This is a genomic window from Thermincola ferriacetica (assembly GCF_001263415.1).
GTDB classification, from domain to species: Bacteria; Bacillota; Thermincolia; order Thermincolales; family Thermincolaceae; genus Thermincola; species Thermincola ferriacetica.
On the sequence record NZ_LGTE01000008.1, the window covers coordinates 82,389 to 106,581 of the forward strand.

Sequence of the window (24,193 nt, forward strand, 5' to 3'; positions counted from 1 at the left end):
GACCAGTTGCCGGTGGTTGCTGGCCGCAAAGATACGACTGAAGTGGCGATACAATCGTTACTCCGAAGGGCAACTGGTTATTGGCTGCTGAAATTACTAAGAAAGGAGAAATAGCTTTGCGAACACGGGAGATCATGAACCTTGTATTGGAATTGGCCGGATTGGACGAGGTGCCGCCCGATTCGGGCATTATTGTGCCCGGCAAAAACATAAAAAAGCTGGCCTTCGGCATTGATATGGAGGTCGCCGAGCTGTTGTTGGCCCGTGATTTGGGCGTTGACGCCGTGGTCAGCCACCATCCCAAAGGGGGCCTGCCTATGGTGGATTTCCACAAAGTCATGTACAGGCAGATTGATAGAATGGTAGAGGCCGGTATACCCATCAACAAAGCCCAAAAGGTGCTCCAGGAAAGGGTGGAACAGGTCGACCGGTCTCACCACGTGGGGAATTACGATCGGGTAGTATCAGCTGCCCAACTGTTAAATATGCCCTATATGGTCATTCATTCACCTGCGGACATTCTCACGGAGAAGACTGTTCAGGCAGCTCTTGACAGAGGATTGGCCGGTATACCGAAGGCCACTTTAAGAGATGTTCTTGATATACTGGTGGAAATTCCCGAGTATCAGAATTCGCCGGTTAAACCGGTGATCAGGGTAGGCAGCGAAAAGGATTACGCCGGGAAAGTATTTGTCGTGATGGCCGGCGGTACCAACGGCGGGGAAAAAGTGGCCAGGGCATATTTTGAGGCCGGCGTGGGAACCCTGGTGGCCATGCATATGCCCGATGATGTAATCAGGGCTGTACGGGAACAGAACATTGGCAATATAGTAGTGGCCGGTCACATGCCCAGCGATTCCATAGGCATTAACAAAATCATTGCCGCTCTCGAAGCCAGGGGTGTCGAGGTAATCCGTATGAGCGGGGTAGTTGCGCCTTAATAATGGCCATTGGGTCTACTGCTGGGGGTGAAACAACCTTTGACCTGCAGATGCCGCTGTATGGTGAAGTAACCGTTGCTCCGAGGTTGCGTGTACAAGGAAGGGTGGGTGGGGTGCTGAGGCTACCGTCAAGGAGCGACTGTGCCCGCAAACCCTGGCCGGGGAGGCAGGGAGTTCCCGCATGTCCGAAGATGGTGAATGCCGCCGGGAAGTCCGGCACGCAACGGAGGTTGAGTGTCCGGATGGGAGGCGGCCTGACTATAAAGAAATGCAACATGAGCCATCGAGTTCGGGAACGCTGCCTTCCCGGCCAGGTTTTGCAGCACAGCCGGGTCACCCCACCCACCCTTCCTTGTACAGATCGAACCGTAATACAGGCCGTTCTGTAGTCAGTGGGTGATCACACTTAATCGCCGCTGCCCGGAGCCTCGAAGCAACGGTTGTTCCACCGGTACAGCGCCAACCCCAAAAACAAAGGAGGAGAGTTATGTTAGCCATAATTAATGGTCGGGTAATAACCATGACGGGAAAAGAATACGAAAAGGGTACTATTCTGACGGACGGTCAAAAAATAGCAAAGGTTGGTTCCAATATATCAATTCCGGAAGGAGCGGAAGTCATTGATGCCGCCGGTAAAATTGTTATGCCGGGGCTCATTGACGCTCACTGCCATGTGGGAATACTGGAAGAAGTATACAGGCAGGAGGGGAACGACGTCAATGAATCGACGGAGCCTGTGACTCCGCATTTACGGGCTATTGACGGTATAAATCCGGAAGACCTTGGTTTTCAGGATGCCCTGGAAGGAGGCGTGACTACTGTTGTTACGGGGCCGGGAAGCGGAAACGTTATAGGCGGGGAAAACCTGGCCATGAAGACTTTTGGTCGGGTGGTTGACGAAATGGTTATAAAAAACCCCATCGGCCTCAAGGTAGCTTTTGGTGAAAACCCTAAACGAGTTTATGGCAGCCAGAGCAAGATGCCTATGACAAGAATGGCCACTGCTGCTTTGTTCAGGGAGGCTTTGGTCAAAGCCGAAAATTATATGGCCAAGATGGAACGTCAAAGACAAAGAACGGAAGAAGCCTTTTTTGAACGGGATTTGAAAATGGAGGTACTCTGCAAGGTTTTGAAAAGAGAAATTCCTATCCGGGCCCATGCCCACAGAGCCGATGATATCATGACCGCCATTCGCATCGCAGAAGAATTTAATCTGAAAATTATCATTGAACACTGCACCGAGGGATATAAAGTTGCCGATCAGTTGGCGAAAAGAGGAATACCGGCCGTCGTGGGCCCCTTCTTAACGAATAGGGCAAAAGTTGAATTAAAAGACAGGACTTTGGCTAACCCTTATTTTTTAGCCAAAGCCGGTGTAAAAATAGCTTTTATGACTGACCATCCTGTCATCCCAATTAATTACTTGGCATTGAGCGCCGCTTTAGCCGTCCGGGAAGGGTTGGATGAACAGGAAGCTATGAAGGCATTGACAGTAAATGCGGCGCAAATTTTAGGTTTGCAGGACAGGATTGGAACGCTGGAACCGGGTAAGGATGCCGACATTATTATCTTAAACGGACCTTTATTTGAATTGAAAACGCGGGTGGAAAAGGTCATTGTTGCAGGTAAAATAATTAATTTAGATAGTAAATAATTAGATATATACGGAAGCATTAGCAAGTGGTCAAAACGTCGGTTTTTGTCGGAAAATCGCCTATTTTTTGGGGAGGAAACCCTTCTTTTACGTCGAAGAATAGATTATAGAATAAAATAAGTTTTAGACATCATAACTGCCTTTTTGAACATCAAAAAGGTAATTTCGGACACATGAATTGTAAATTGGTATCTGCCGAAGGAGGTGTAATAGTGAGTGGGTTTCCTCTAAAAGTGTTGATTGTTGACGATCAGGCCGGCGTAAGGCATTTGCTGGAAGCTGTTGCCCAGGAAGAGGGATGTCAAACTTTCACCGGCTGTAATGGTTTCGAAGCTGTCGACCAGGTTAAGAAAAATCAACCGGATTTAATATTCATGGATATCAGGATGCCGGGGATGGATGGTACCCAGGCCTTGGAAATCATTTTACAAATGGGCCTTGATATTGAGATTGTAATGATGACGGCTTTTGCTGAGAAGGAGGTGCTTGACAAAACACCTAGTGGGAGGGTTCGATACCTGATAAAACCTTTTGACATTGAGGAAATACGCAGCATTATACGAACCTTGGCTGACAACGGAAATAACCGGCAAATTTCCGTTGGTTAGAAAAACTTCGACCACTATACCACTTATAGTGGTTTTTTTATGTTTTATATGATATAATATTTCAGTATCTAGGAAATTATGCTTTGAGGTAAAATTGGGGATAACCTCAAAGCATGATTTCCGGATATCAACAAAAGTTTCCTTAAAGTTTCGATAGAAACTTTTGTTCTATTCAAAATGAGTTGCCACTAGGGGTGCCTTCGGGCTGAGAGGCTTCATGCCAACCCTTTGCACCTGACCTGGATAATGCCAGCGGAGGGAAGTGGTCGATATATTTGCATTATATCGCCCATTCTGTCTGGAATGGGTTTTTTCTTTTCAAAAAAATTTTTTGGAGGGATCAGCTTTGAAAAAGGTACTTACTATTGCCGGATCGGACTCCGGCGGCGGAGCAGGTATCCAGGCAGACCTGAAAACCTTCAGTGCGTTTGGTGTTTATGGGATGTCTGTTATTACTGCCGTAACATCCCAAAATACTTTGGGAGTAAGCGGTTTTCGGGCTATGCCCGCTGAATTTGTCGGGCAGCAGATGTCCGATGTTCTGTCGGACATAGGGGCCGATGCTACAAAGACGGGGATGCTTGCCAATGCAGACATTATATGTGAGGTGGCGGAAAAAATAAGGGAATTTAAACACGAAAACCTTGTAGTCGACCCCGTAATGGTGGCTACAAGCGGGGACAGACTCATGGAACCGGAAGCGGAAAAGGCTCTTAAGGACAAATTGTTGCCATTGGCGTTAGTGGTTACCCCGAACATCGCAGAGGCAGAAGTATTAAGCGGTATCCGGATTGCCAACCGGGAAGATGTGGAAAAAGCCGCTCAGATTATATATGGTTGGGGTCCGAAAGGAGTAATAATCAAGGGAGGCCACCTGTCGGGGGAAGCCATTGATTATTATTACGACGGCAAAGAAATTTATGAGTACCGGAGCCCGCGGGTAGATACAAAGAACACCCATGGAACAGGATGTACTTTTTCCGCGGCCCTGGCCGCCTGCCTGGCCCTGGGAATGCCTTTAAAAAAGGCTATTCCAATAGCGAAAGACTATCTATACCTGGCGCTTTTAAATGCCGATTCCCTGGGCGCCGGTCACGGACCGACAAATCACCTGGCCGGGTATTTTGACCATTCAACAAAAGCCATAAGGCCGGCAAAAGGTCTGCCGGCGGCAAAAACCGAAAATAATTCCCGCAAATTGACGGGCCGGAAATTATATGTTATTACCGGCCAGGAATTTGCCAAAGGCCGGCCTGTAACAGAGGTAGTAAGCCAGGCATTGGCCGGCGGCGCGGGTATCATTCAACTGCGGGAGAAGAAATGGACCACCAGACAACTGGTGGAAGTGGGACGGGAGTTGCAAAGGCTGGCCCGGGAAAACAATGCCCTGTTTATAGTTAATGACCGCATAGATGTGGCTTTGGCTGTTGATGCGGATGGGGTCCACCTTGGACAGGATGATATGCCGGTCCGTATGGCCCGCCGGGTCATCGGGCCCGATATGATTCTGGGGATTTCTGCGGAAACGGTGGAAGAGGCATTAACTGCCGAAAAAGAGGGAGCCGATTATATTGGATTTGGGCCGGTTTTCCATACAGATACCAAGCCCGACGCGGGGACAGCCAGGGGTTTGGAATTGCTGGCGCAGGTAAAAAAGGCCGTTTCTATTCCTGTTTATGGGATTGGCGGTATTAAATTGGATAATGCGGCGGAAGTTTTAAGTGCCGGGGCTGACGGCGTGGCTGTTATAACTGCCGTTGTCGGGGCCGACGATATAACACTGGCAGCACAAAAATTTATTCACATAATGGAAGGTGGTAGATAGAATGACACAAATGCAAGAGGCACGGGCAGGCCGGATAACACCGGCCATGGAAATGGCAGCCCAAAGGGAAGGGCTGGCGGCGGAATTTATTCGGCATGGTTTGGCGTCAGGAACTATAGTCCTCCCGGCTAACATAAACCATAAAAATTTGGAGCCTTGCGCTATAGGCCATGGACTAAGGACGAAAGTAAATGCCAATATAGGGACATCGCCTGAATTTCCTGATTTGGACAAGGAAATAGAAAAGCTGGAAGCGGCTTTGGCCGCGGGGGTCGATGCAGTGATGGACCTCAGCACAGGCGGCGACCTAAATGTCATCAGGCGAGAGATCTTAAAGCGTTGTACGGTACCAGTCGGCACAGTTGCCGAATACCAGGCGATGGTGGAAGCCCGGCGAAAATACGGAAATCTGATTGAAATGACCGAGGAAGACCTGTTTAATACCATTGAACAACAGGCGCGCGATGGGGCTGATTTTATTACTGTCCATTGCGGCGTTACCGGCGAGGGAATTGAGCGTTTGAAAAAAGAGGGCCGGATTACGGACATTGTTAGCCGCGGCGGGGCTTTTATGGCGGGCTGGATTTTGCATCACAACCGGGAAAACCCTTTGTACGAACAGTATGACCGGCTATTAGATATAGCCGAGAAATATGATGTCACTTTAAGCCTCGGTGACGGATTGCGGCCCGGTTGTTTGGCAGATGCCAGTGACCGGGCGCAGATACACGAGTTAATTATTCTGGGCGAATTGGTAGACCGGGCCTGGGAAAGAGGCATACAGGTCATGGTTGAAGGCCCCGGCCATGTACCGCTCAACCAAATTGAAGCTAACGTTATATTGCAGAAACGCATCTGTAAAGGGGCGCCCTTTTATGTACTGGGACCTTTGGTTACCGATGTCGCCCCGGGTTATGACCATATAACCTCGGCTATTGGCGGCGCCCTTGCGGCCTCTGCCGGAGTGGATTTTCTTTGTTATGTGACACCCGCCGAGCATTTGGGCCTGCCGTCGGTAGAAGATGTAAGGGAAGGGGTGATTGCGGCGAGGATTGCCGCTCACGCCGCTGACATTGTCAAGGGAGCGCCGGGAGCATTGGCCTGGGACCTGGAAATGGCCAAAGCACGGAAGGCCCTGGACTGGCAAAAACAGATAGAACTGGCTATAGACCGGGAGAAAGCAGTCCGGTATTGGCAGGAGAAGAACATAAAAGACAAAGATGAAAATAAGGGTAAAGAAGAATGCTCCATGTGTGGAGAATTTTGCGCCATGAAAGTAATTGGGGAACATTTGCAATGTGACAGGAACAAAAGTCATAAACTTTACTCTTAAAATTAATATCTGTGTCCTGGTATAGTAAAATGTTTCTCTGTGTACCGTAAGTCATAACTTATTGTTTTACCACCATAGTGCTAATAGAACTGCGAAAGTTGAAATGTTTATTAAGTCTGAAGGAGGCGTACGTACAAATGCAGGAAAAGTTAAAATACTTGAATTCGTCTCAGGTAGCCGGGTTTTTGGCCCGGGTGAGACGGGAAAAACCGCTTATTCACCATATTACTAACTACGTTACGGCTAATGATTGCGCCAACATTACTCTGCATACAGGCGGCTTGCCGGTTATGGCCCATGCCTTCGACGAGGTGGAAGAAATGGTGGAAGCGGCCAGGACCTTGGTTTTGAACATCGGAACCCTTCAACCCGACCAGGTAGCGGCTATGATCAAAGCGGGTAAAAAGGCGAACCGGCTGGGAATCCCTGTCTTACTGGATCCTGTCGGTGCCGGAGCCACCAAACTGCGTACCGAATCTGCCAGGAAAATCCTCAGCGAAGTAAAAGTATCTGTTGTTAAAGGAAATTATGCGGAAATAGCTATTTTGGCAGGTACCGAAGCCGAAATCAGGGGTGTTGACGCGGCAGGGACGGTAGAGGATATAGACCGGATAGCCAGGGAATTTGCCGCCGCCAGAGATGTTACCGTCGTAGTCACCGGAGTTACTGACATCGTTACTGACGGCCGGACCGGCTATAAAATAAGTAACGGGCATGAGCTTATGGGTACTATAACAGGTACGGGTTGCATGGCCGGTTCTGTTATCGGCTGTTTCCTGGCCCTGCAAGATAGCCCGGTTCATGAGGCTGCAGCGGCGCTGATCTGCTACGGAATAGCAGGCGAAATTGCCGCCGGAAGGGCTGACGTATACGGACCGGCAAGTTTTAGGACGGCATTCTTCGACAGCTTATATAACCTGCAGGAAAAACAGATTAGCCGGATGGCTAAGTTTGCGGCTTATTAATAAACCAAAATGAATACAGCAAAAAGGTCTGGTTGAGCTTTAAGCCAGTACAGGGTATAATAGGTTAAGAATTGATTTTATGGGAGATTTCATATGAAAATTGCTGAAATTGGAGAATTCGGTCTTATTAAACGGATTAGTTCTAATCTGGAATTCCGGCGTCAGGGATTGATCATGGGTATCGGCGATGATACGGCGGTTTTCCGCCCCGGCGAGGGTAAATGGCTGCTGATGACCACTGATATGCTGGTAGAAGGAATTCATTTTTCCGGGCACTTTGCGTCTTATGAACAGATTGGCTGGAAGGCAGTTGTGGTCAATGTCAGTGATATTGCGGCTATGGGGGGGATTCCTGCTTGTGCCACTGTATCCATAGGGATTCCTCCACAGTTGGAATTGGAGGCCGTTGAAGAGATTTACCGGGGCATGAGGAAAGCTGCCCGTACATACGAATTGAATATAGTTGGAGGAGACACGGTGAAATGCCCTCCCTTATTGGTTATTAATGTAACTCTGGTGGGCGAGGCCGATGAGGGAAAAGTGATATACCGGTCCGGGGCTGCTCCCGGCGACATAATATGTGTAACAGGTCCTCTGGGAGGTTCGGCTGCGGGGTTGCAGCTACTGCTGAACAGGGATTTGGAATGTCCGGAGGAAGCCCGGCGGGAGGCCCTTTCTTTCCACCTGGAGCCCCAAGCCAGGGTAAAAGAGGGCTTGCTTCTTAGTAGCGAAGGTCTGGCCACCTCTATGAACGACATCAGTGATGGGTTGGCCAGTGAGCTGCATGAGATATCCCAGGCCAGCAATACCGGTTTTGTGATAGACTACGATTTAATACCCATTGCAGATGCCACCAAGGAGGTAGCCAAGAGCTGCGGGACAGACCCTGTTCATTGGGCCCTCTATGGGGGCGAAGATTTTGAACTGGTTTTTACTGTAAAACCCAGAGCTTTGGAAAAAGTGGAGCGTTTATTTGCAAAGTGTGGTTTTTCGTTATACAGGATTGGCCATGTTACAGAGAAAGAAAAAGGATATCTGATGAGGGGCGGTCCTGGGGGAGAAATGCAAATATCTCCCCGGGGTTATAACCATTTTACAGAATAAGTTTTTGGTCCATAATACAAATATGGCGAACAGAAAGGTGTTTTCGGGTGGTTATCTTTAGCAAAAGTCCTGAAGAGACATATAAAATAGCGGAAGCATTAAGCCGGCATGTACGTCCCGGCGATGTTATCTGCCTGCAGGGGGATTTGGGAGCAGGCAAAACCCATTTTGCCCAGGGTTTTGCCCGGGGATTGGGTATTGAGGAACATGTTACCAGTCCTACCTTTACTTTGATTAATGAATATACCGGCAGGCTGCCGTTTTACCATATTGACGCATACCGTCTGGAAGACCCCGACGAAGGGTACGAACTGGGGCTCGAAGAGTATTTTTATGGGTCCGGGGTTACCTTAATAGAATGGCCTTCGAAAATAAAAGAATTGCTGCCGGAGGCTTATCTGGAAATTGCTATAGAGAAGGAAACGGCGGACGAATATCGGCGCAAGTTAACTTTTCGGGCCAGAGGCGAAAGGTATAGCAACCTGATGCAGGAGTTGAAAACTGGATGTATGTGTTAGGAATCGATACAGCCACAAAAGTGGCTGGGGCGGCTATTGTTAAAGACGGCCGGATCATATCCGAACGGTTTATTCACAACAAACTCACCCATTCCCAGGTCTTATTGCCCATGGTGGACCAGGTAATCGCAGATGCCGGGATTACAGTGCATGAACTTGGGGGAATTGCTGTTACAGGCGGTCCGGGGTCTTTTACGGGGTTGAGAATAGGGATGGCTTTTGCAAAAACACTGGCTCAAGTGCTGCAAATTCCTGTTACCGGGGTATCCACATTACAAGTTTTGGCCGCAAATGTTTTGCATTTTGAAGGGCTTATTTGCCCGATTTTGGATGCCCGCAAGCAGGAAGTATATACATGCATTTATCGCTGTTCCGGCGGGAAATTGCATATTATTGAAGAAGCGAGAGCCATGAGCATAGAAAACCTTGTGGAGAAACTTAACGGCACAGAAGGTTCCGTTATTTTTTTGGGTGACGGTGTGCCCGTATATTTTGAAAAGATACAAGCTATACTGGGCGGGCGGGCCGTTCAAGCCAATCAATTGAACCTTTATACGAGGGCCGGGGCCGTTGCCCTTTTAGGCGCTGAGGAATTCCGCCGTGGTGAAATCAAGGGCTTAACGGAAATAAATCCGGTGTATCTCAGGCGTTCTGAGGCGGAAATCACCTGGGAGAAAAGAAGAGGGGAAGCAGAGAATGAAAAGGCTTGCTGCCATGACTTGCGCTCACTTGGATGAAGTATTGGCTATTGAAAGGGTATCTTTTCCCACGCCATGGACGAAGGCGGCTTTCACCCATGAAATAATGAACAATGAATTTGCCTGTTACATAGTGGCCCTGGATGGTAATAAAGTTATCGGTTATTGCGGCATGTGGGTTATAGTGGATGAGGCTCATATTACTACTTTGGCCGTACATCCCGATTACCGCCGCCAGGGTATTGCCCGGGAAATGCTTAAGGAAATGTGTAACGAGGCCCTCTACCGGGGTTGCCGGAGAATGACCCTGGAAGTCCGTCTTTCTAATCATGGAGCCATCAAGCTTTATGAAAAAGTGGGTTTTGTGTCTTGCGGCCTGCGCCCAGGTTATTATACAGATACTAAAGAAGACGCCATTATCATGTGGAAAGATAATCTGAAAGAGGTTTAACTTTCTGGCGTAGTTGTTCGGAAAAGAATCTGTCTCGGTTAAGGTGAAAAGGCATGGAGAAAATCATACTGGCCCTGGAGACATCTTGTGATGAAACTTCGGCTGCCGTATTAAAGAACGGAAATATTGTATTGTCCAATATCATTTCTTCACAAATACCTGTACATCAAAAATTTGGCGGGGTTGTACCGGAAATTGCATCTCGCAAACATGTGGAAATTATAAACGGAGTTATCGCCGGGGCACTGGAAAAAGCCGGTATTACTTTTCGGGATATTGATGCAGTGGCCGTTACTTATGGCCCCGGTCTGGTAGGGGCGCTCCTAGTGGGCGTAACAGCGGCGAAGGCTGTGGCTTATGCTTTAAATGTTCCGTTGATTGGTGTCAATCACATTGAAGGACATATTTATGCCAATTTCCTGGTGGAACCCGGCTTATCTTTTCCCTTTTTATGCCTGGTAGTATCCGGTGGGCATACAGAGTTGGTTTTGCTAAAAGACCACGGTGTTTATGAGGTAATTGGAAGAACACGGGACGATGCTGCCGGGGAAGCCTTTGATAAAGTGGCCCGGGCTTTGGGGTTGGGTTATCCTGGCGGTCCCCTGATAGATAAGTTGGCAGCGGCGGGGAACCCGGCTGCCGTGGAATTTCCGCGCGCTTACCTGGAAAACTATGATTTCAGCTTCAGCGGCCTGAAATCGTCGGTATTAAACTACTTAAACAGGGCTGCCCAAAAAGGCGAAAAGATAAACAAAGCCGACCTGGCTGCCAGTTTTCAGCGGGCAGTAACCGATGTACTTATTGACAAAACGGTCATGGCGGCCCGCGAGCTGGGTGTAAAAACAGTCGTTATGGCCGGTGGGGTGGCAGCTAATAAGCAGTTGCGCGAAGGGCTGAAAAAAAGACTCCAGGAACAGGGCATTAGTTTTTTCCAGCCACCGGTCGAATTGTGTACCGATAACGCAGCTATGATAGGATGTGCAGGATATTATAAGCTTTTGCGACAACAGATAGCGCCACTGACATTAAATGCCGTACCGGGTCTAAAATTGGGCCGGGAAACCTATTAAATATAGAAATTTCCGACAGTTTAAAAGACGAGCCTTTTTTAGAACACCTGTTTTGTGGATGACATTATCCTGTGGATAATGTGGATAACACTGTTAATAACTTGATATGTAAAGGTTTTGTTATGTGCAAAAAATTTTTACCAATTTTTTAACAAAAGCTGTGGGTTTTGTGGATAACCGGTTGAAACAGCCAAAAAAGCCCCTAAAGTATGTGGATAACCCTGTGGAAATTGTGGATTTGTTCAAAAAATCTGATTTTGTTTATAAATTCGATAGAGTACTCTTTAAAACGACAAGGATAAGGTATTAAATACCAACTGTATTTGATATGAATTGCTAAGTAAACCCATTTTTATCAACATAACATTATATTTATTATTTACTGAAGGGAGTCAAACAAACTTGCGTCCGATATTATTCAAGTTAGGGGCCTTTTCCATTTATTCCTGGGGGTTGATGTTAAGTATAGCGGTATTGATCGGAACCTATCTGACGATAAGGTGGGCGAAGGAGTACAACATATCAGCCGATACAATCATTGATTTGGTTATTTACCTGGTTGTAGGCGGGCTGATAGGGGGCAGGCTGTTTTATGTATTTGTTTATGACCCCTCGTATTATTTGTCCCATCCGTTAGAAGTATTTTTCCTCTGGCGCGGAGGTCTTGTCTACTATGGCGCTTTGGCCGGAGGGTTTTTGACGGGAATTTGGTATATTCGGAAAAAAAAGCTGCCTTTTTGGCAACTGGCTGATGTGGTGACTCCGGCTTTGGCTCTGGGTTACGGTATAGTGCGCATTGGCTGTTTTTTAAACGGATGTTGTTATGGAAAGCCGACTAATTCAATATGGGGAGTTATTTTTCCCCACCTCGATAATCTGTACCGCTACCCTACTCAACTGTATTCTTCGGCTTTTGGGATGGGTATGTTCCTGTTTTTGCTCTGGTTTAAAAAAAGAAAAACCTTCGACGGTCAGATGTTTCTTCTTTTCCTAATTATTTACGGAATTGAACGGATCATAGTCGAGGCTTTTCGGGAAAACCTGCTTATTTGGGGTCCAATAACTGTCTCCCAGCTTATCAGCGCCTTCGTCATATTGATTGCCGGAATTTTCTATTACCGTAAAGCGCGGGTGAACGTAAATGAAACCCGCCATTGACCGGCTTTTGCTGCATTCAGTAAATGCGGCCAATATACTTCCGCTTACTTCTGTCTGCAATGTCAGATGCGTTTTTTGCAGTAATCCACAGAATCCACCCGATTTGGAAACTTATAACATGCCCCCTTTGAGTTTGGAGAAACTTGCAGAGTTGCTTGAATTTATAGATCCGACCCAAAAAATAGTGATCGGGGAGTCGGTGACCCGTTTAAATGAGGGTGAGCCCCTGACTCACCCCTATTTTAAATCGGTAATAAGGCTCATTAGAAGCAGGTTCCCGGAAACGCCTGTCCAGATAACGACAAACGGCATCTTATTAACAGACGAGGTACTTGCAGTTTTAGAAAATGCCGGTAATGTGGAACTAAACATTTCCCTAAACAGCGTTTCTCACGAAAAACGTTGGTTGCTCATGAGAGATAGTTCCGAACAGCGGGTGGTGGCAAATCTTGCTCGGTTGCGGCAGGCGCGGGTGACTTTTCACGGAAGTGTGGTGGCTGTTCCACACCTGACGGGGTGGGATGATTTACGGGATACAATTGCGGCATTGGCTGAAACGGGTGCCTTATCAACACGGGTATTTTTGCCTGGGTATACCCGATGGGGAAAAGAAAAAGCAAACTTTAAGGAATCCCTTTGGGAAGAAGTGCATAGTTTCATTAATAAACTGAGAACTGAATTTAAGATGCCTATTTCCTATGAACCCCCTATATTGGAAGATCTCTGTGCTCAGGTAGAAGGGATTTTTCCAGGTTCTCCCGCTGAAAAAGCGGGTTTACGGATAGGCGACCGGATAATTTCTGTCAATGGCAGTCCGGTTATTTCTCGGGTAGACGCTTTTCACCGCATTAAGGAAAGCGGCGGCAAAGTAACTCTGATCCTGCAAAGGAATAACTGGAGTTTTAGTACCTGCCTTGTGAAGAAACCGGGCGAGGCTCCGGGGGTTTTAATGAGTTATGATGTGGACCAGGCATTACTGCAGGAATTGGTGCACAGGAGCCGGCGGAAAGGATATAAAAAGGTTTTGCTTCTGGTTTCGTCTCTTGGGAAAAAGGTGATGGAAAAAGGGATACAGGCTTTGCAACAGGAGACGGAATTCGTTATCAGGGAAACACCCAACCGATACTTGGGGGGAACCATTAAAGCGGCGGGACTGCTTGTTTTGGAAGATTTTATACAGGCGCTGAAGGAAGAAAAAGGGTTGGCCGGTCAATACGACGCTGTTTTCCTTCCTGCTGTTGCCTTCGATGTATGGGGCCGGGACTTACGAGGCTGCCATTATATGGACCTGGCCCGGAACTGTCCCATAAAATTGGAATTAGTTTAAAAATGAAAAAAATGTATTACATTAAGAATATTTTCTTATTTGGAGCAGGATAATTGCTTAGTATGTTGAAATAAAACTAAATTTTATTTTTAAAATTATTCATTAAATTGTTGATAAAATTTTGTTGTAAAGGAGAGTTGAGACGAGTGTTACACCCGGAGATTGAAACCATGTCAAGAGAAGGTATTCGGGAACTACAGGGTATACGTTTGCAGGAAACTGTTCGGCGTGTTTACGACAACGTGCCTTTTTACCAAAAGGCTTTTCGGGAAATAGGTTTGGAACCCGGCGATATCAAAAGTGTGGATGATTTAAGCAAATTACCTTTTACTGTTAAACAGGACTTAAGGGATAATTATCCATTTGATCTGTTTGCGGTACCTAAATCCGAACTGGTACGGGTACACGCTTCTTCCGGAACTACCGGTAAGCCGATAGTGGTAGGTTATACCCAAAATGACATTAATAACTGGGCAGACCTGATGGCCCGTTGTTTTGCCATGGCGGGAGCTACAAAAGATGATACGGTGCAAATTGCTTACGGCTATGGATTATTTACCGGCGGTCTTGGCTGTCATTATGGGGCTGAAAGACTGGGGGCTACAGTTGTCCCCATTTCCGGTGGGAATACCAAGCGGCAGTTAATGCTCATGCAGGATTTCGGCACGACAGTTTTGGCTTGTACGCCTTCTTATGCTCTCTATTTAGCTGAAGAGGCTGTCCATATGGGTATTGATTTACCGGCCAGTCAGCTGCGGATCGGGGTCTTTGGCGCGGAACCCTGGTCCGATAACATGCGCAAGGAACTGGAAAACAAGATGGGGATTGATGCTTATAACATATATGGACTGAGCGAAGTAATTGGGCCCGGCGTTTCTATGGAATGCCAGTGCAAAAACGGGATGCATATCAATGAAGATTACTTTATTGCCGAGGTGGTGGATCCCGAGACTTTGGAGCCGCTCCCATACGGACAGAAAGGTGAACTTGTATTTACTTCTTTGCTTAAGGAAGCCTTTCCTGTTATCAGGTACAGGACCAGAGACATTTCGGTATTAATTGAAGAAAAATGTGACTGCGGTCGGACTTTTGTTCGCATGGAGAGGGTAGCAGGCAGAACCGATGATATGCTTATCATCCGCGGTGTCAACGTATTTCCGTCGCAAATTGAAAGTGTGTTGTTGGCTATTGGCGAGACAGAGCCCCATTACCAGCTGGTTGTAGACCGTAAAGGAGCAATGGATGACCTGGAAATCTGGGTTGAGGTATCTGATAAGATGTTCTCCGATGAAATTAGACGACTGGAAGAATTGGAGCGCAAACTGCGCAACGAAATTCAGAGCGTCTTGGGAATTTCCGCCAAGATTAAGCTGGTTGAGCCCAGAACCATTCCTAGAAGCGAAGGTAAGGCAAAACGCATAGTGGATAAAAGGGAGTTATAATCAACAAAGGGATTCAGCTTTGGTTAAGAGAGTTTTTAATTAAACCCGGCCAAAATATCTTTGTAAGGAGGGATTTATATGAAAGTTAAGCAAATTTCGGTGTTCCTGGAAAACAAGTCCGGTAGATTGGCGAATGTGACTGAAATATTGGGGCGGAACAACATCAATATAAGAGCGCTATCCATTGCTGACACATCCGATTTTGGAATTCTTCGCCTGATTGTGAACAAACCTGATGAGGCTTATGCTTGTCTTAAGAAGGCCGGTTTTACAGTCAGCGCTACGGAAGTAATTGCTGTAGAAGTTCAGGATCATCCCGGCGGTTTGGCTGCTGTGTTGAAAATATTGGATGCCCGTGGCATAAATATTGAATATCTTTACGCTTTTCTGGAAAAATCTTCCGATGCCGCGCTTGTGGTGTTCAGGGTTGAGCAGATTGATGAAGCTATCAAAGTATTAGGGGAGAACGCTATTAATGTTCTCAAGGGTGAAGATGTTTATAAACTATAATGGTTAAAAATCAAGTAAAATGGGCCTATATGGCCCGTTTTTCATGAGCGCAGTACTATTTTCGTTGTAAATTCTGCACTTTTATGTTATTATATGCATAGATTTAAAAGAAAACCAAGGGGGGAAGCGGTTTTGAAAAAAAACGCGCCAATGTGGATTATGGTTGGAATCGTTGTTCTCCTGGCTGGTTTCCTTGGTTTTAAAGCCTTTCAAGAAAAGACAAGTCCTCAGCCTCCGGTGCAGGCGAATTTTCCTCCCAAAGGCGGAGAGAAACAAACTACAGACCCATCACAGGAAATAAAAGAGGTAAAACAGGAGAGGAAAAAATCAAAAATTCCCGAAACCGACCCCGAACAGGGAGAAATCTTTGTAGAAGGTGAAGTAAAAGCCGTTGACGTGGAGAAACGCATTTTGACCATTGACCAGCATATGGATGACAACAGTGTCAGCATTACACCTAATGTAGCGGTTGCCAAAGATGCGATCATCCAAAATAAGGAGAGCGATGTTACTTTGGGGGAAATAAAGGTCGGGGACATTGTTGGCATGATTTTAACCAAAGACAGGCAAGCAAGAGCTGTGTTAGTCAACTTTTAGCCTTCAGGAAGTGAGATGATTAACTTGGAGTCCTATGGAATAGGACTTTTTTTATTGCTATAGGCCGAAAGTCCCGGTCCCGGTCAGACTGGGACAGGAGCATCATTTTCGGGGGGAACGGATATGGTAGAGAGGGAATTACTGTAAGCTGTCGAATATCATTAAAAAATATCAAAATTAAGTTGAAGATTTTTTCGAAAAAGGCAAACCTGTCGAAAGGCGGGGACGCAAAGCTGCGGGTCTAAGGAATTAGTGGCCGGTCCACTACTCTATGACAGTCGGGCTGCCGAAGAAGGATATGAGCGTCAGTATGCCTGTCTTCCGGTGCCGGAGACAGGCTTTTTTTGGGGAGGTGAACCGATGACTGTATCATTCCTAATAAGGCATGGAGTGGCATGTGTCTTGGGAACCTTTGCCTGGTGGTATTTTTACTCGGCGGAAAATATTTTTTATCCACCATGGCTGGGAGTCATCGTTGCTGCTTTTGTAATTACTCTGGTTGTTGTGATCATTTCGGGGAACGAATTGCTCATCTTTGCAATTACCGGTTTTTATTTCCTGATTTTATTTCCTGATTCGGCCACTGCTTTCAATGACCTGCTGCCTGTTCTTGGCGGGATCGTAGCCGGGACGGCTCTTTGGAAGATCCTTTGAGTTGGACCTTAATTATTCTCATAAAGTCGGGGAGGCTAAATGTTTTCCGGATTTAACCTCCCCTTAATTTTTTCGATGGCGGGGCTTTCTCCGCAATGCAAGTTTTTTATATAAAGATTGTTAATTAATTTAATAGTAAGATTTTATTTAATAGCTATTTGCTTAGCAGGATAATTTTGAACGGCCCTAGAATATGTCGAATGTTAGGTATAAAGTGAGGTAGACAGGCATAGTTATGATTTAGAAGTGCCGGACTTGTCTAGGGAAATGAAAAATAAACGCTAGGAAAAGTTGAAAAAATCAGAATTTTACAGGAGGAGAATTATCTTTGAAACGCGAATTAAGAAAGAAGATTATCGCTGACAGGATGGCCATGTCGAATGAAGAAGTCACCAGGAAAAGTCAGAAAATTGCTAAAAGACTCGAGGATTTGCCTGAGTACAGGGAAGCAGAGTTAATCATGTTTTATATAGACTTTCGGAATGAGGTGCAGACGGGAGACCTGATTAAACGGGCTTTAGCCCGGGGGAAACGAGTTGTTGTGCCGATAACTGTACGTGAAACTTCTACCTTAATTCCTTCGGAAATAAAGGATTTTCCCGGTGATTTGACAAACGGCACTTGGGGGATTTTGGAACCCCAAAAAGAATGTATTCGTCCCGTAGACCCTTCGGAAATTGACGTTGTCATTGTTCCAGGGGTTTCATTTGATACTAGGGGGAACCGGATGGGCTATGGGGGAGGTTTTTATGACAGGTTCCTCCCGAGAACCAAACCCGACGCCACGCATATTGCTTTGGCTTTTGAATTGCAAATGAGGGATAATGTCTATCCGGAAGAGCACGATCAACCTGTTCATTATGTAATCACAGAAGAACGGGTTATCAAATGTTTTAATTAAAGAAAAAACGGAAGGAGGGAAACAGAATGTGCTGCTGTGAAAAGAAGGATCCTAAGCAGGAAGCATTAGAAGCTTTGTTGGCTAAGTATAAAGGGCAAAAAGGTGCTCTGATCCCTGTACTTCAGCAGACTCAGGACATTTACGGGTACCTGCCCAAGGAAGCCCTGCAACAAATTTCCAGAGAACTGAAAATTCCGCTCAGCGAAATATTTGGTGTATGTACTTTCTATGCCCAGTTCCATTTGAGTCCGCGGGGGCGCAATATTATACGCGTTTGTTTGGGAACTGCCTGCCATGTACGTGGGGGCGCCAAAATTTTTGAACGCGTACAGCAGGAGTTAGGTATTAAGGATGGCGAAACTACGGAGGACCTGCGCTTTACCATTGAATCCGTAGCCTGTATAGGAGCTTGTGGCTTGGCTCCCGTCATCATGGTAAACGATGATACACACGGTCGGTTGACACCGGACCAAATACCCGATATATTGGCCCAATATGAATAGAAGGGGGGGGTTACATGATTTCCTTAGCAGAAAAGAGAAAAGAATATCAAAACAGATTGGTTGAAAAGGCCAAGAAAACTGTTATCGTGGTAGGTATGGGTACATGTGGTATAGCTGCCGGAGGAGATAAAGTATGGCAGGCTTTGGAAAACGCAGTTAAAAACAAAAACCTTGACATAGAACTGGTTTACAGTGGTTGTATCGGTTTATGCTATGTAGAACCGATTATGGAAGTGCATAGACCGGATATGCCAAGGGTTATTTATGGTAATGTTAATGGGGAAACAGCATTAAAAATCCTGGAAGAGCATGCTTTAAACGGAAAAGTTGTCAGTGACTTGGCGGTGGCCCAGGATCCCAAGGAAGGGAAAACCGTCCTACCTGAGATTCCTATATTAAACGAAATGCCTTTCTATAAAAAACAGGTAAAAACGGCCATAGCCAACTGTGGCATTATCAATCCCGACAGTATAGAGGAGTATATTGCTTATGGCGGATACGAAGCGCTGGAAAAAGTTCTTTCCAGCATGAGCCAGACCCAGGTAATTGAAGAGGTTAAAAAATCAGGGCTGAGGGGTCGCGGCGGCGGCGGTTTCCCCACCGGTTTAAAGTGGGAGTTTGCTTACAAATCACCGGGAGATAAAAAATACGTTATTTGTAACGCTGATGAGGGAGACCCGGGTGCTTTTATGGACCGCAGTGTTCTTGAAGGAGACCCGCATGCTGTGCTTGAAGGAATGGCTATTTGCGGTTATGCCATTGGTGCTGATGAAGGCTATATTTACGTACGGGCTGAGTACCCACTGGCTATTAAGCGGCTGGAAAATGCCATTGCCCAGGCTGAGAAAGCAGGGCTGTTAGGTGAAAACATCCTGGGGTCCGGCTTTAATTTCAAGCTGAGGATTAAGGCTGGCGCCGGCGCCTTCGTATGCGGTGAAGAAACAGCTTTAATCAATTCTATTGAAGGCAAGCGCGGCATGCCCAGGGTACGGCCTCCGTTCCCTGCCCAGTCCGGTTTGTGGAATAAGCCAACTAATAACAACAACGTAGAAACCTATGCCAACATTCCCGGTATTATCCGCAAAGGCGCTGATTGGTTTGCCGGCATGGGTACGGAAAAGAGCAAAGGCTCTAAGGTCTTTGCCCTGACCGGTAAAGTAAACAGAACCGGTCTGGCCGAAGTGCCGATTGGAATTACCATCAGGGAAATCATTTTCGATATCGCCGGTGGCATTCAAAACAACAAGAAGTTTAAAGCTGTGCAGATCGGCGGTCCGTCGGGCGGATGTATTCCTGAAGAATACCTGGATACACCGGTGGATTATGACTCATTAACTGCCCTTGGGGCTATGATGGGTTCCGGTGGCCTGGTTGTTATGGATGAGACTACCTGTATGGTTGACGTGGCGAGATTCTTCCTGAACTTTACCCAGAAGGAATCCTGTGGTAAGTGCACGCCCTGCCGTGAAGGTACTAAGCGGATGCTGGAGATATTGAACCGTATATGTGACGGAAAGGGTAAACCGGAAGATATAGATACCCTTGAACGCTTAAGCAATGTAATTAAATCGACAGCCCTTTGTGGTTTGGGACAATCAGCGCCCAACCCTGTGCTGGCTACTCTCCGCTATTTCCGTAACGAATACGAAGACCATATCCATAACAAGAAGTGTACCGCCGGGGTTTGTACCGCATTACTGGAATATAAAATTGATCCCGATAAATGTAAAGGCTGCGGCGCTTGTAAGAAGGTTTGCCCCGTGGGCGCTATTTCCGGGGAGAAGAAAGAAGCCCATGAAATTGATGCGGGCAAGTGTATTAAGTGCGGCAGTTGTATAGAGAAGTGTAAGTTTGACGCGATTATTAAGGGTTAAGCGTTGAACATACCTCCAGTTTTGCCGTAAAGAGAGGTGAATAAGTTGTCAAATGTAACCTTGACCATAAACGGCCGCCAGGTTACTGTTCCGGCCGGAACCACTGTGCTGGAAGCTGCCGAAAAAATCGGCGCTTTTATCCCAACCTTTTGCTATGAAAAGGATTTAACGGCGCCGGGAGCATGCCGAATTTGCGTGGTGGAAATCGAAGGGTGGCGCAACCTGCCTGCTTCCTGTGTAACTGCAGTGGCTGATGGTATGGTGGTGCATACTGAATCACCGGCCGTGGTGGAAGCCAGGAAAACCATATTGGAGCTGCTAGTCGCTAACCACCCCCTGGATTGCATGACCTGCGAAAAATCGGGCAACTGCAAACTGCAGGATTACGCATACCGGTATGGGGTAACAGGTACAGCATTTGCAGGAGAAAAACACGCATACCGGCCTGATGATTCCAACCCTTATATTTACAGGGATCTCAACAAGTGTATCCTGTGTGGCAAATGTGTGGCTGCCTGTAACGCTGTACAGGAACGCAGTGTGATAAATTTTGCCTACCGTGGCTTTAATACCAAAATTGCCACCTTTCTGGACACTGATTTAAAGGATTCGGAATGTGTATACTGTAACCGCTGCGTAGCTGTATGCCCTGTTGGCGCCATCGTTGACAAAACCATGATGGGAAAGGGCCGGACCTGGGAATTAGAGAAGAAACAAGTTACCTGTACATTCTGTGCAGCGGGATGTGCATTTGATGTAAACTATAAAAACGGGAAAGTTGTAGGGGTTACAGCAGCCAATGCTGCTGCCGGCCGGCCTTTGTGTCTCAAAGGACGCCTGGGCGTGAATCTCTTGTATAACCCCGATTGCCCGGAAAAGCCATTAATCAAGAAGGATGGCGAATTTACCGAAGTTTCCTGGGAGGAAGCATTGGGGATTGCTCAGCTTCTGGAAAAGATCAATGCTTTGACCAAATAGGATACTCCTTACTCTCATGATAACCATGCCAATGTTAAAGGAGGGAGAGTTAGTGGCCGAGATAACTCTTACTATAGACGGCCAGCAGGTTACCGTACCGGCAGGGACAACGGTTCTGGAAGCGGCGGAAAAGATTGGCGCTTTTATACCTACCTTTTGCCATGACCCTGAGCTTTCACAGCCGGGCGCTTGCCGGATTTGTGTGGTGGAAATCGAGGGCTGGCGCAATCTTCCTGCTTCCTGTGTTACGGCAGTGGCTGAAGGAATGGTTGTTCATACCGCTTCACCCGCTGTGGTAGAGGCACGGAAAACCATTCTTGATCTGATGTTGGCCAACCATCCGGAAGATTGTATGACCTGCCAGAAGTTTGGTAACTGCAAACTGGCCGACTATGCATATTATTACGGCATTAGAAAGTCCAGCTTTGAAGGAGAACGGCACAACGATCCTGTCGATGATTCCAGCGCTGTTATCCTCCGGGACACCAATAAATGTATTCTCTGCGGCAAATGCGTACGCGTTTGCGACGAAATTCAGGGCAGGCACGTATTGGATTTCATGTACCGCGGTTTTAATACCAAGGTCGGCCCCGCCTTTAATGAAGGCATGGGCGATTCAGAGTGCGTTTCCTGTGGCAGTTGTGTTGCCGTTTGTCCCGTAGGGGCCCTCACGGAAAAGAATATGCAGGGTTTGGGCCGTTCCTGGGAAGTTAAGAAGGTCAAGACTACCTGCCCATATTGCGGGTGCGGCTGTAACTTCGATTTGAACGTAAAAGACGGTAAAGTCATTGGTGTGACTTCCAACCCAACCAGTGAGGTTAATGGCCGTCACCTTTGCGTAAAAGGAAGGTTTGGCTATGACTTTGTCCATAGCCCTGACCGGTTAACCAAACCTTTAATCAAAAAAGAAGGCGACTTTGTAGAGGTCAGTTGGGATGAAGCGCTCAGTTACGTTGCGGCCAGGTTTAATGAACTGAAAGAAAAACACGGCAGCGATGCACTGGGTGCATTGACTTCCGCCCGCTGTACAAATGAGGAGAACTACCTGGTCAACAAACTGGCGCGGGTCGGTTTCGGGACCAACAATATTGACCACTGCGCCCGCCTCTGACACTCTGCTACTGTTGCCGGTCTGGCAACTGCATTCGGTAGTGGAGCAATGACCAACTCTATTGGAGAGATTAAAGACTGTGATTTCCTGTTTGTATTGGGTTCCAATACCACGGAAACCCACCCGATCATTGCCATTGAAATGAAAAAGGCAGTCCGCAGGGGCGCCACTCTGGTGGTAGCTGATCCGAGAAAAACGGAAATGGCGGAACTGGCTTCCTATTATATTCCGTTAAAACCGGGCGCCAATATTCCTCTGCTTAATGCCATGTGCAATGTCATTATTGAGGAAGGCTTATATGACAAGGAGTTTGTTGCCAACAGGACTGAAGGCTTTGAGGAACTCAAGGAAGCTGTGGCTAACTTTACTCCGGAAAACTATGCCGGTATTATCGGTATTCCGGCGGAAACTATCCGGGAAATTGCCCGCGGTTTTGCCAGGGCTAAAAACGCGGCTATATTCTATACGATGGGCATTACCCAACATATAACGGGAACCAACAACGTACTGGCCATAGCTAACCTGGCCATGTTAACGGGCCAGATTGGAAAACCCAGTAGCGGCGTTAACCCGTTAAGGGGCCAAAATAACGTGCAGGGTGCTTGTGATATGGGAGGCCTGCCCAACGTATTCCCCGGATATCAACCTGTTACGGACGCGGCTGTGGTGGAGAAATTCTCCAAAGCCTGGGGAGTGCAGCAGTCAAACAAAGTAGGGCTGACAGTGGGCGAGATGCTGGATGCAGCTCACCGTGGGGACCTGAAAGGGTTGTACATTCTCGGTGAAAACCCGATGCTCAGCGATCCTGATATCAACCACGTCAAAGAAGCTCTTGAACATTTGGAGTTTTTAGTTGTGCAGGACCTTTTCCTCACTGAAACCGCTATGCTTGCTGATGTGGTTCTGCCCGGCGCCAGCTTTGCGGAGAAGGACGGTACTTTCACTAATACCGAACGCCGTGTACAGCGGGTTCGTAAAGCTATTGATCCTATCCCTGGCAAAGCGGATTGGGAAGTTATTGCTGAAATCCTCACCCGGATGGGATACCCGCACCATTACAGCAGCGCATCGGAGATTTTTGATGAAATTGCCTCTGTTACGCCGCAGTATGCCGGTATTTCTTACGAACGGCTGGAGCGGGGAAGTTTGCAGTGGCCATGTCCCACTAAAGAACATCCCGGTACCAGATACCTGCATGAGGGTAAATTCTCCCGTGGCTTAGGCAAGTTTACCGGAGTAGACTTTAAACCACCGGCAGAACTTCCCGATGCTGAATATCCTTTCGTATTAAACACCGGCCGACGGTTATACCATTACCATACCGGTACCATGACCCGCCGGGCAAAAGGCCTGAACACTATTTACAGCGAAGAGTTCCTGGAAATTAACCCGGCCGATGCCAGGAAACTGGGTATCCAGGAAGGGGATATGGTTAAGGTAAGCTCCCGGCGGGGAGAAATCCTGCTGAAGGCTGATGTAACCGACAGAGTGCCGCCCGGCATGGTCTTTACCAGTTTTCATTTCTCCGAAGCGGCAGTTAATTTCCTGACCAATACGGCCAAAGACCCTGTTTGTAAGATACCTGAGTTAAAGGTGGCTGCTGTGAAAGTGGAAAAGGTAAGTTAGTAAAAGGGGAGGGCTGCCTTTTAGGCAGCCCTCAGATTGTAGACAAAGTCAAATTAGTACGGTTGTAGCCGCTGCACCGGTGAAACAGCCGTTGCTCCGGGGCAGCACCTTCCCAGCTAAAGAGGGGTGGGAGGGGTTCTCCGCTACCAGGGAGCTTGATGCTGCAAAACCGCTGCCAGGCAGGCAGCGTTCCCGAACTCGATGGCTCATATTGCATTTCTAATAAGTTAGGCCGCCTCCCGTCCGGTCACTCAACATGCGTTGAGTGCCGGACTTCCCGGCGGCCTTCGCCATCTTCGAACATGAGGGAACTCCCTGCCTGCCCGGCTGCGGTTTTGCGGGAAT

The 24,193-nt window shown here is 47.3% G+C and carries 23 protein-coding genes and 2 riboswitches; all 23 genes read left to right on the plus strand.

The genetic code is table 11. From position 1 onward, the window contains the following. The first annotated feature begins 116 nt into the window (after nucleotides 1-116). The 23 genes from Tfer_RS07160 (at nucleotide 117) to fdhF (ending at nucleotide 23,848) form a co-directional block, all read left to right on the plus strand. Nucleotides 117-941, plus strand: coding sequence for a Nif3-like dinuclear metal center hexameric protein (locus Tfer_RS07160; RefSeq protein WP_052217664.1), 825 nt, complete (start codon nucleotides 117-119; stop codon nucleotides 939-941). Nucleotides 942-1,122: 181 nt separating this feature from the next. Continuing rightward, complete coding sequence (locus tag Tfer_RS16295; protein WP_152908999.1) at nucleotides 1,123-1,341, plus strand: hypothetical protein; 219 nt, start codon at nucleotides 1,123-1,125, stop codon at nucleotides 1,339-1,341. A gap of 87 nt (nucleotides 1,342-1,428) precedes the next feature. Then, on the plus strand, nucleotides 1,429-2,595 hold the full coding sequence (locus Tfer_RS07170; RefSeq protein WP_052217628.1) for an amidohydrolase: 1,167 nt from the start codon (nucleotides 1,429-1,431) through the stop codon (nucleotides 2,593-2,595). A 212-nt stretch (nucleotides 2,596-2,807) separates the two neighbouring features. Beyond that, nucleotides 2,808-3,203 (plus strand): response regulator, encoded by a 396-nt coding sequence (locus tag Tfer_RS07175; RefSeq protein ID WP_052217630.1) that lies wholly within the window; start codon nucleotides 2,808-2,810, stop codon nucleotides 3,201-3,203. 180 nt (nucleotides 3,204-3,383) lie between these two features. Beyond that, nucleotides 3,384-3,481, plus strand: a riboswitch (TPP riboswitch). Between the two features lie 68 nt (nucleotides 3,482-3,549). Then, nucleotides 3,550-5,028: a bifunctional hydroxymethylpyrimidine kinase/phosphomethylpyrimidine kinase gene (gene thiD / locus Tfer_RS17235; protein WP_160315538.1), complete on the plus strand. Its 1,479-nt coding sequence runs from the start codon at nucleotides 3,550-3,552 to the stop codon at nucleotides 5,026-5,028. Nucleotide 5,029: 1 nt separating this feature from the next. Further along, nucleotides 5,030-6,361: a phosphomethylpyrimidine synthase ThiC gene (thiC, locus tag Tfer_RS07185; protein WP_052217632.1), complete on the plus strand. Its 1,332-nt coding sequence runs from the start codon at nucleotides 5,030-5,032 to the stop codon at nucleotides 6,359-6,361. Between the two features lie 137 nt (nucleotides 6,362-6,498). After that, entirely contained in the window at nucleotides 6,499-7,326 is an 828-nt protein-coding gene (thiM, locus tag Tfer_RS07190; protein WP_052217633.1) for a hydroxyethylthiazole kinase, read from the plus strand. Nucleotides 7,327-7,419: 93 nt separating this feature from the next. Next, nucleotides 7,420-8,430, plus strand: a complete 1,011-nt coding sequence (gene thiL, locus Tfer_RS07195) for a thiamine-phosphate kinase (protein WP_052217636.1) — start codon at nucleotides 7,420-7,422, stop codon at nucleotides 8,428-8,430. Between the two features lie 47 nt (nucleotides 8,431-8,477). Then, nucleotides 8,478-8,948 (plus strand): tRNA (adenosine(37)-N6)-threonylcarbamoyltransferase complex ATPase subunit type 1 TsaE, encoded by a 471-nt coding sequence (gene tsaE, locus Tfer_RS07200; RefSeq protein WP_013119616.1) that lies wholly within the window; start codon nucleotides 8,478-8,480, stop codon nucleotides 8,946-8,948. Then, nucleotides 8,936-9,685: a tRNA (adenosine(37)-N6)-threonylcarbamoyltransferase complex dimerization subunit type 1 TsaB gene (tsaB, locus tag Tfer_RS07205; protein WP_083436836.1), complete on the plus strand. Its 750-nt coding sequence runs from the start codon at nucleotides 8,936-8,938 to the stop codon at nucleotides 9,683-9,685. Before tsaE ends, tsaB begins: the two co-directional genes overlap by 13 nt. Further along, a complete protein-coding gene (rimI, locus tag Tfer_RS07210; protein WP_052217638.1) occupies nucleotides 9,645-10,097 on the plus strand; it encodes a ribosomal protein S18-alanine N-acetyltransferase in 453 nt (150 codons plus the stop codon). Before tsaB ends, rimI begins: the two co-directional genes overlap by 41 nt. A gap of 53 nt (nucleotides 10,098-10,150) precedes the next feature. Further along, nucleotides 10,151-11,167: a tRNA (adenosine(37)-N6)-threonylcarbamoyltransferase complex transferase subunit TsaD gene (gene tsaD, locus Tfer_RS07215; RefSeq protein ID WP_052217640.1), complete on the plus strand. Its 1,017-nt coding sequence runs from the start codon at nucleotides 10,151-10,153 to the stop codon at nucleotides 11,165-11,167. Nucleotides 11,168-11,569: 402 nt separating this feature from the next. Beyond that, entirely contained in the window at nucleotides 11,570-12,325 is a 756-nt protein-coding gene (gene lgt / locus Tfer_RS07225) for a prolipoprotein diacylglyceryl transferase (protein ID WP_013119621.1), read from the plus strand. Beyond that, nucleotides 12,309-13,652: a DUF512 domain-containing protein gene (locus tag Tfer_RS07230; protein WP_052217643.1), complete on the plus strand. Its 1,344-nt coding sequence runs from the start codon at nucleotides 12,309-12,311 to the stop codon at nucleotides 13,650-13,652. The genes lgt and Tfer_RS07230 overlap by 17 nt, the downstream gene beginning before the upstream one ends. A gap of 170 nt (nucleotides 13,653-13,822) precedes the next feature. Beyond that, nucleotides 13,823-15,094, plus strand: coding sequence for a phenylacetate--CoA ligase family protein (locus Tfer_RS07235; RefSeq protein ID WP_052217666.1), 1,272 nt, complete (start codon nucleotides 13,823-13,825; stop codon nucleotides 15,092-15,094). 78 nt (nucleotides 15,095-15,172) lie between these two features. Then, nucleotides 15,173-15,604, plus strand: a complete 432-nt coding sequence (locus Tfer_RS07240) for an ACT domain-containing protein (RefSeq protein WP_013119624.1) — start codon at nucleotides 15,173-15,175, stop codon at nucleotides 15,602-15,604. Nucleotides 15,605-15,736: 132 nt separating this feature from the next. After that, nucleotides 15,737-16,201 carry a hypothetical protein gene (locus tag Tfer_RS07245; protein ID WP_052217645.1) on the plus strand — a complete coding sequence of 155 codons (465 nt, stop codon included), beginning with the start codon at nucleotides 15,737-15,739 and terminating at the stop codon, nucleotides 16,199-16,201. A gap of 192 nt (nucleotides 16,202-16,393) precedes the next feature. After that, nucleotides 16,394-16,492, plus strand: a riboswitch (cyclic di-GMP riboswitch). Nucleotides 16,493-16,561: 69 nt separating this feature from the next. Beyond that, complete coding sequence (locus Tfer_RS07250; RefSeq protein WP_013119626.1) at nucleotides 16,562-16,855, plus strand: hypothetical protein; 294 nt, start codon at nucleotides 16,562-16,564, stop codon at nucleotides 16,853-16,855. Nucleotides 16,856-17,183: 328 nt separating this feature from the next. Then, entirely contained in the window at nucleotides 17,184-17,756 is a 573-nt protein-coding gene (locus Tfer_RS07255; RefSeq protein WP_083436838.1) for a 5-formyltetrahydrofolate cyclo-ligase, read from the plus strand. A 26-nt stretch (nucleotides 17,757-17,782) separates the two neighbouring features. Beyond that, nucleotides 17,783-18,259, plus strand: a complete 477-nt coding sequence (nuoE, locus tag Tfer_RS07260) for an NADH-quinone oxidoreductase subunit NuoE (protein WP_052217647.1) — start codon at nucleotides 17,783-17,785, stop codon at nucleotides 18,257-18,259. A gap of 14 nt (nucleotides 18,260-18,273) precedes the next feature. Beyond that, nucleotides 18,274-20,133, plus strand: a complete 1,860-nt coding sequence (gene nuoF / locus Tfer_RS07265; protein ID WP_052217649.1) for an NADH-quinone oxidoreductase subunit NuoF — start codon at nucleotides 18,274-18,276, stop codon at nucleotides 20,131-20,133. A 45-nt stretch (nucleotides 20,134-20,178) separates the two neighbouring features. Next, a complete protein-coding gene (locus Tfer_RS07270; RefSeq protein ID WP_152909000.1) occupies nucleotides 20,179-21,111 on the plus strand; it encodes an NADH-quinone oxidoreductase subunit G in 933 nt (310 codons plus the stop codon). 52 nt (nucleotides 21,112-21,163) lie between these two features. After that, the gene (gene fdhF / locus Tfer_RS15985; RefSeq protein ID WP_152909001.1) at nucleotides 21,164-23,848 is read left to right on the plus strand and encodes a formate dehydrogenase subunit alpha; all 2,685 of its coding nucleotides are present in this window, start codon (nucleotides 21,164-21,166) and stop codon (nucleotides 23,846-23,848) included. Nucleotides 23,849-24,193 lie beyond the last annotated feature (345 nt).

Bases quoted from the DNA above. Each gene is read 5' to 3' on its own strand.
- Tfer_RS07240 (WP_013119624.1), top strand. From the start codon at position 15,173: ATGAAAGTTAAGCAAATTTCGGTGTTCCTGGAAAACAAGTCCGGTAGA.
- Tfer_RS16295 (WP_152908999.1), top strand. From the start codon at position 1,123: ATGTCCGAAGATGGTGAATGCCGCCGGGAAGTCCGGCACGCAACGGAG.
- tsaB (WP_083436836.1), top strand. From the start codon at position 8,936: ATGTATGTGTTAGGAATCGATACAGCCACAAAAGTGGCTGGGGCGGCT.
- thiC (WP_052217632.1), top strand. From the start codon at position 5,030: ATGACACAAATGCAAGAGGCACGGGCAGGCCGGATAACACCGGCCATG.
- rimI (WP_052217638.1), top strand. From the start codon at position 9,645: ATGAAAAGGCTTGCTGCCATGACTTGCGCTCACTTGGATGAAGTATTG.
- Tfer_RS07170 (WP_052217628.1), top strand. From the start codon at position 1,429: ATGTTAGCCATAATTAATGGTCGGGTAATAACCATGACGGGAAAAGAA.
- Tfer_RS07230 (WP_052217643.1), top strand. From the start codon at position 12,309: ATGAAACCCGCCATTGACCGGCTTTTGCTGCATTCAGTAAATGCGGCC.
- Tfer_RS07235 (WP_052217666.1), top strand. From the start codon at position 13,823: ATGTCAAGAGAAGGTATTCGGGAACTACAGGGTATACGTTTGCAGGAA.
- thiM (WP_052217633.1), top strand. From the start codon at position 6,499: ATGCAGGAAAAGTTAAAATACTTGAATTCGTCTCAGGTAGCCGGGTTT.
- nuoF (WP_052217649.1), top strand. From the start codon at position 18,274: ATGATTTCCTTAGCAGAAAAGAGAAAAGAATATCAAAACAGATTGGTT.
- thiL (WP_052217636.1), top strand. From the start codon at position 7,420: ATGAAAATTGCTGAAATTGGAGAATTCGGTCTTATTAAACGGATTAGT.
- nuoE (WP_052217647.1), top strand. From the start codon at position 17,783: ATGTGCTGCTGTGAAAAGAAGGATCCTAAGCAGGAAGCATTAGAAGCT.
- Tfer_RS07250 (WP_013119626.1), top strand. From the start codon at position 16,562: ATGACTGTATCATTCCTAATAAGGCATGGAGTGGCATGTGTCTTGGGA.
- tsaD (WP_052217640.1), top strand. From the start codon at position 10,151: ATGGAGAAAATCATACTGGCCCTGGAGACATCTTGTGATGAAACTTCG.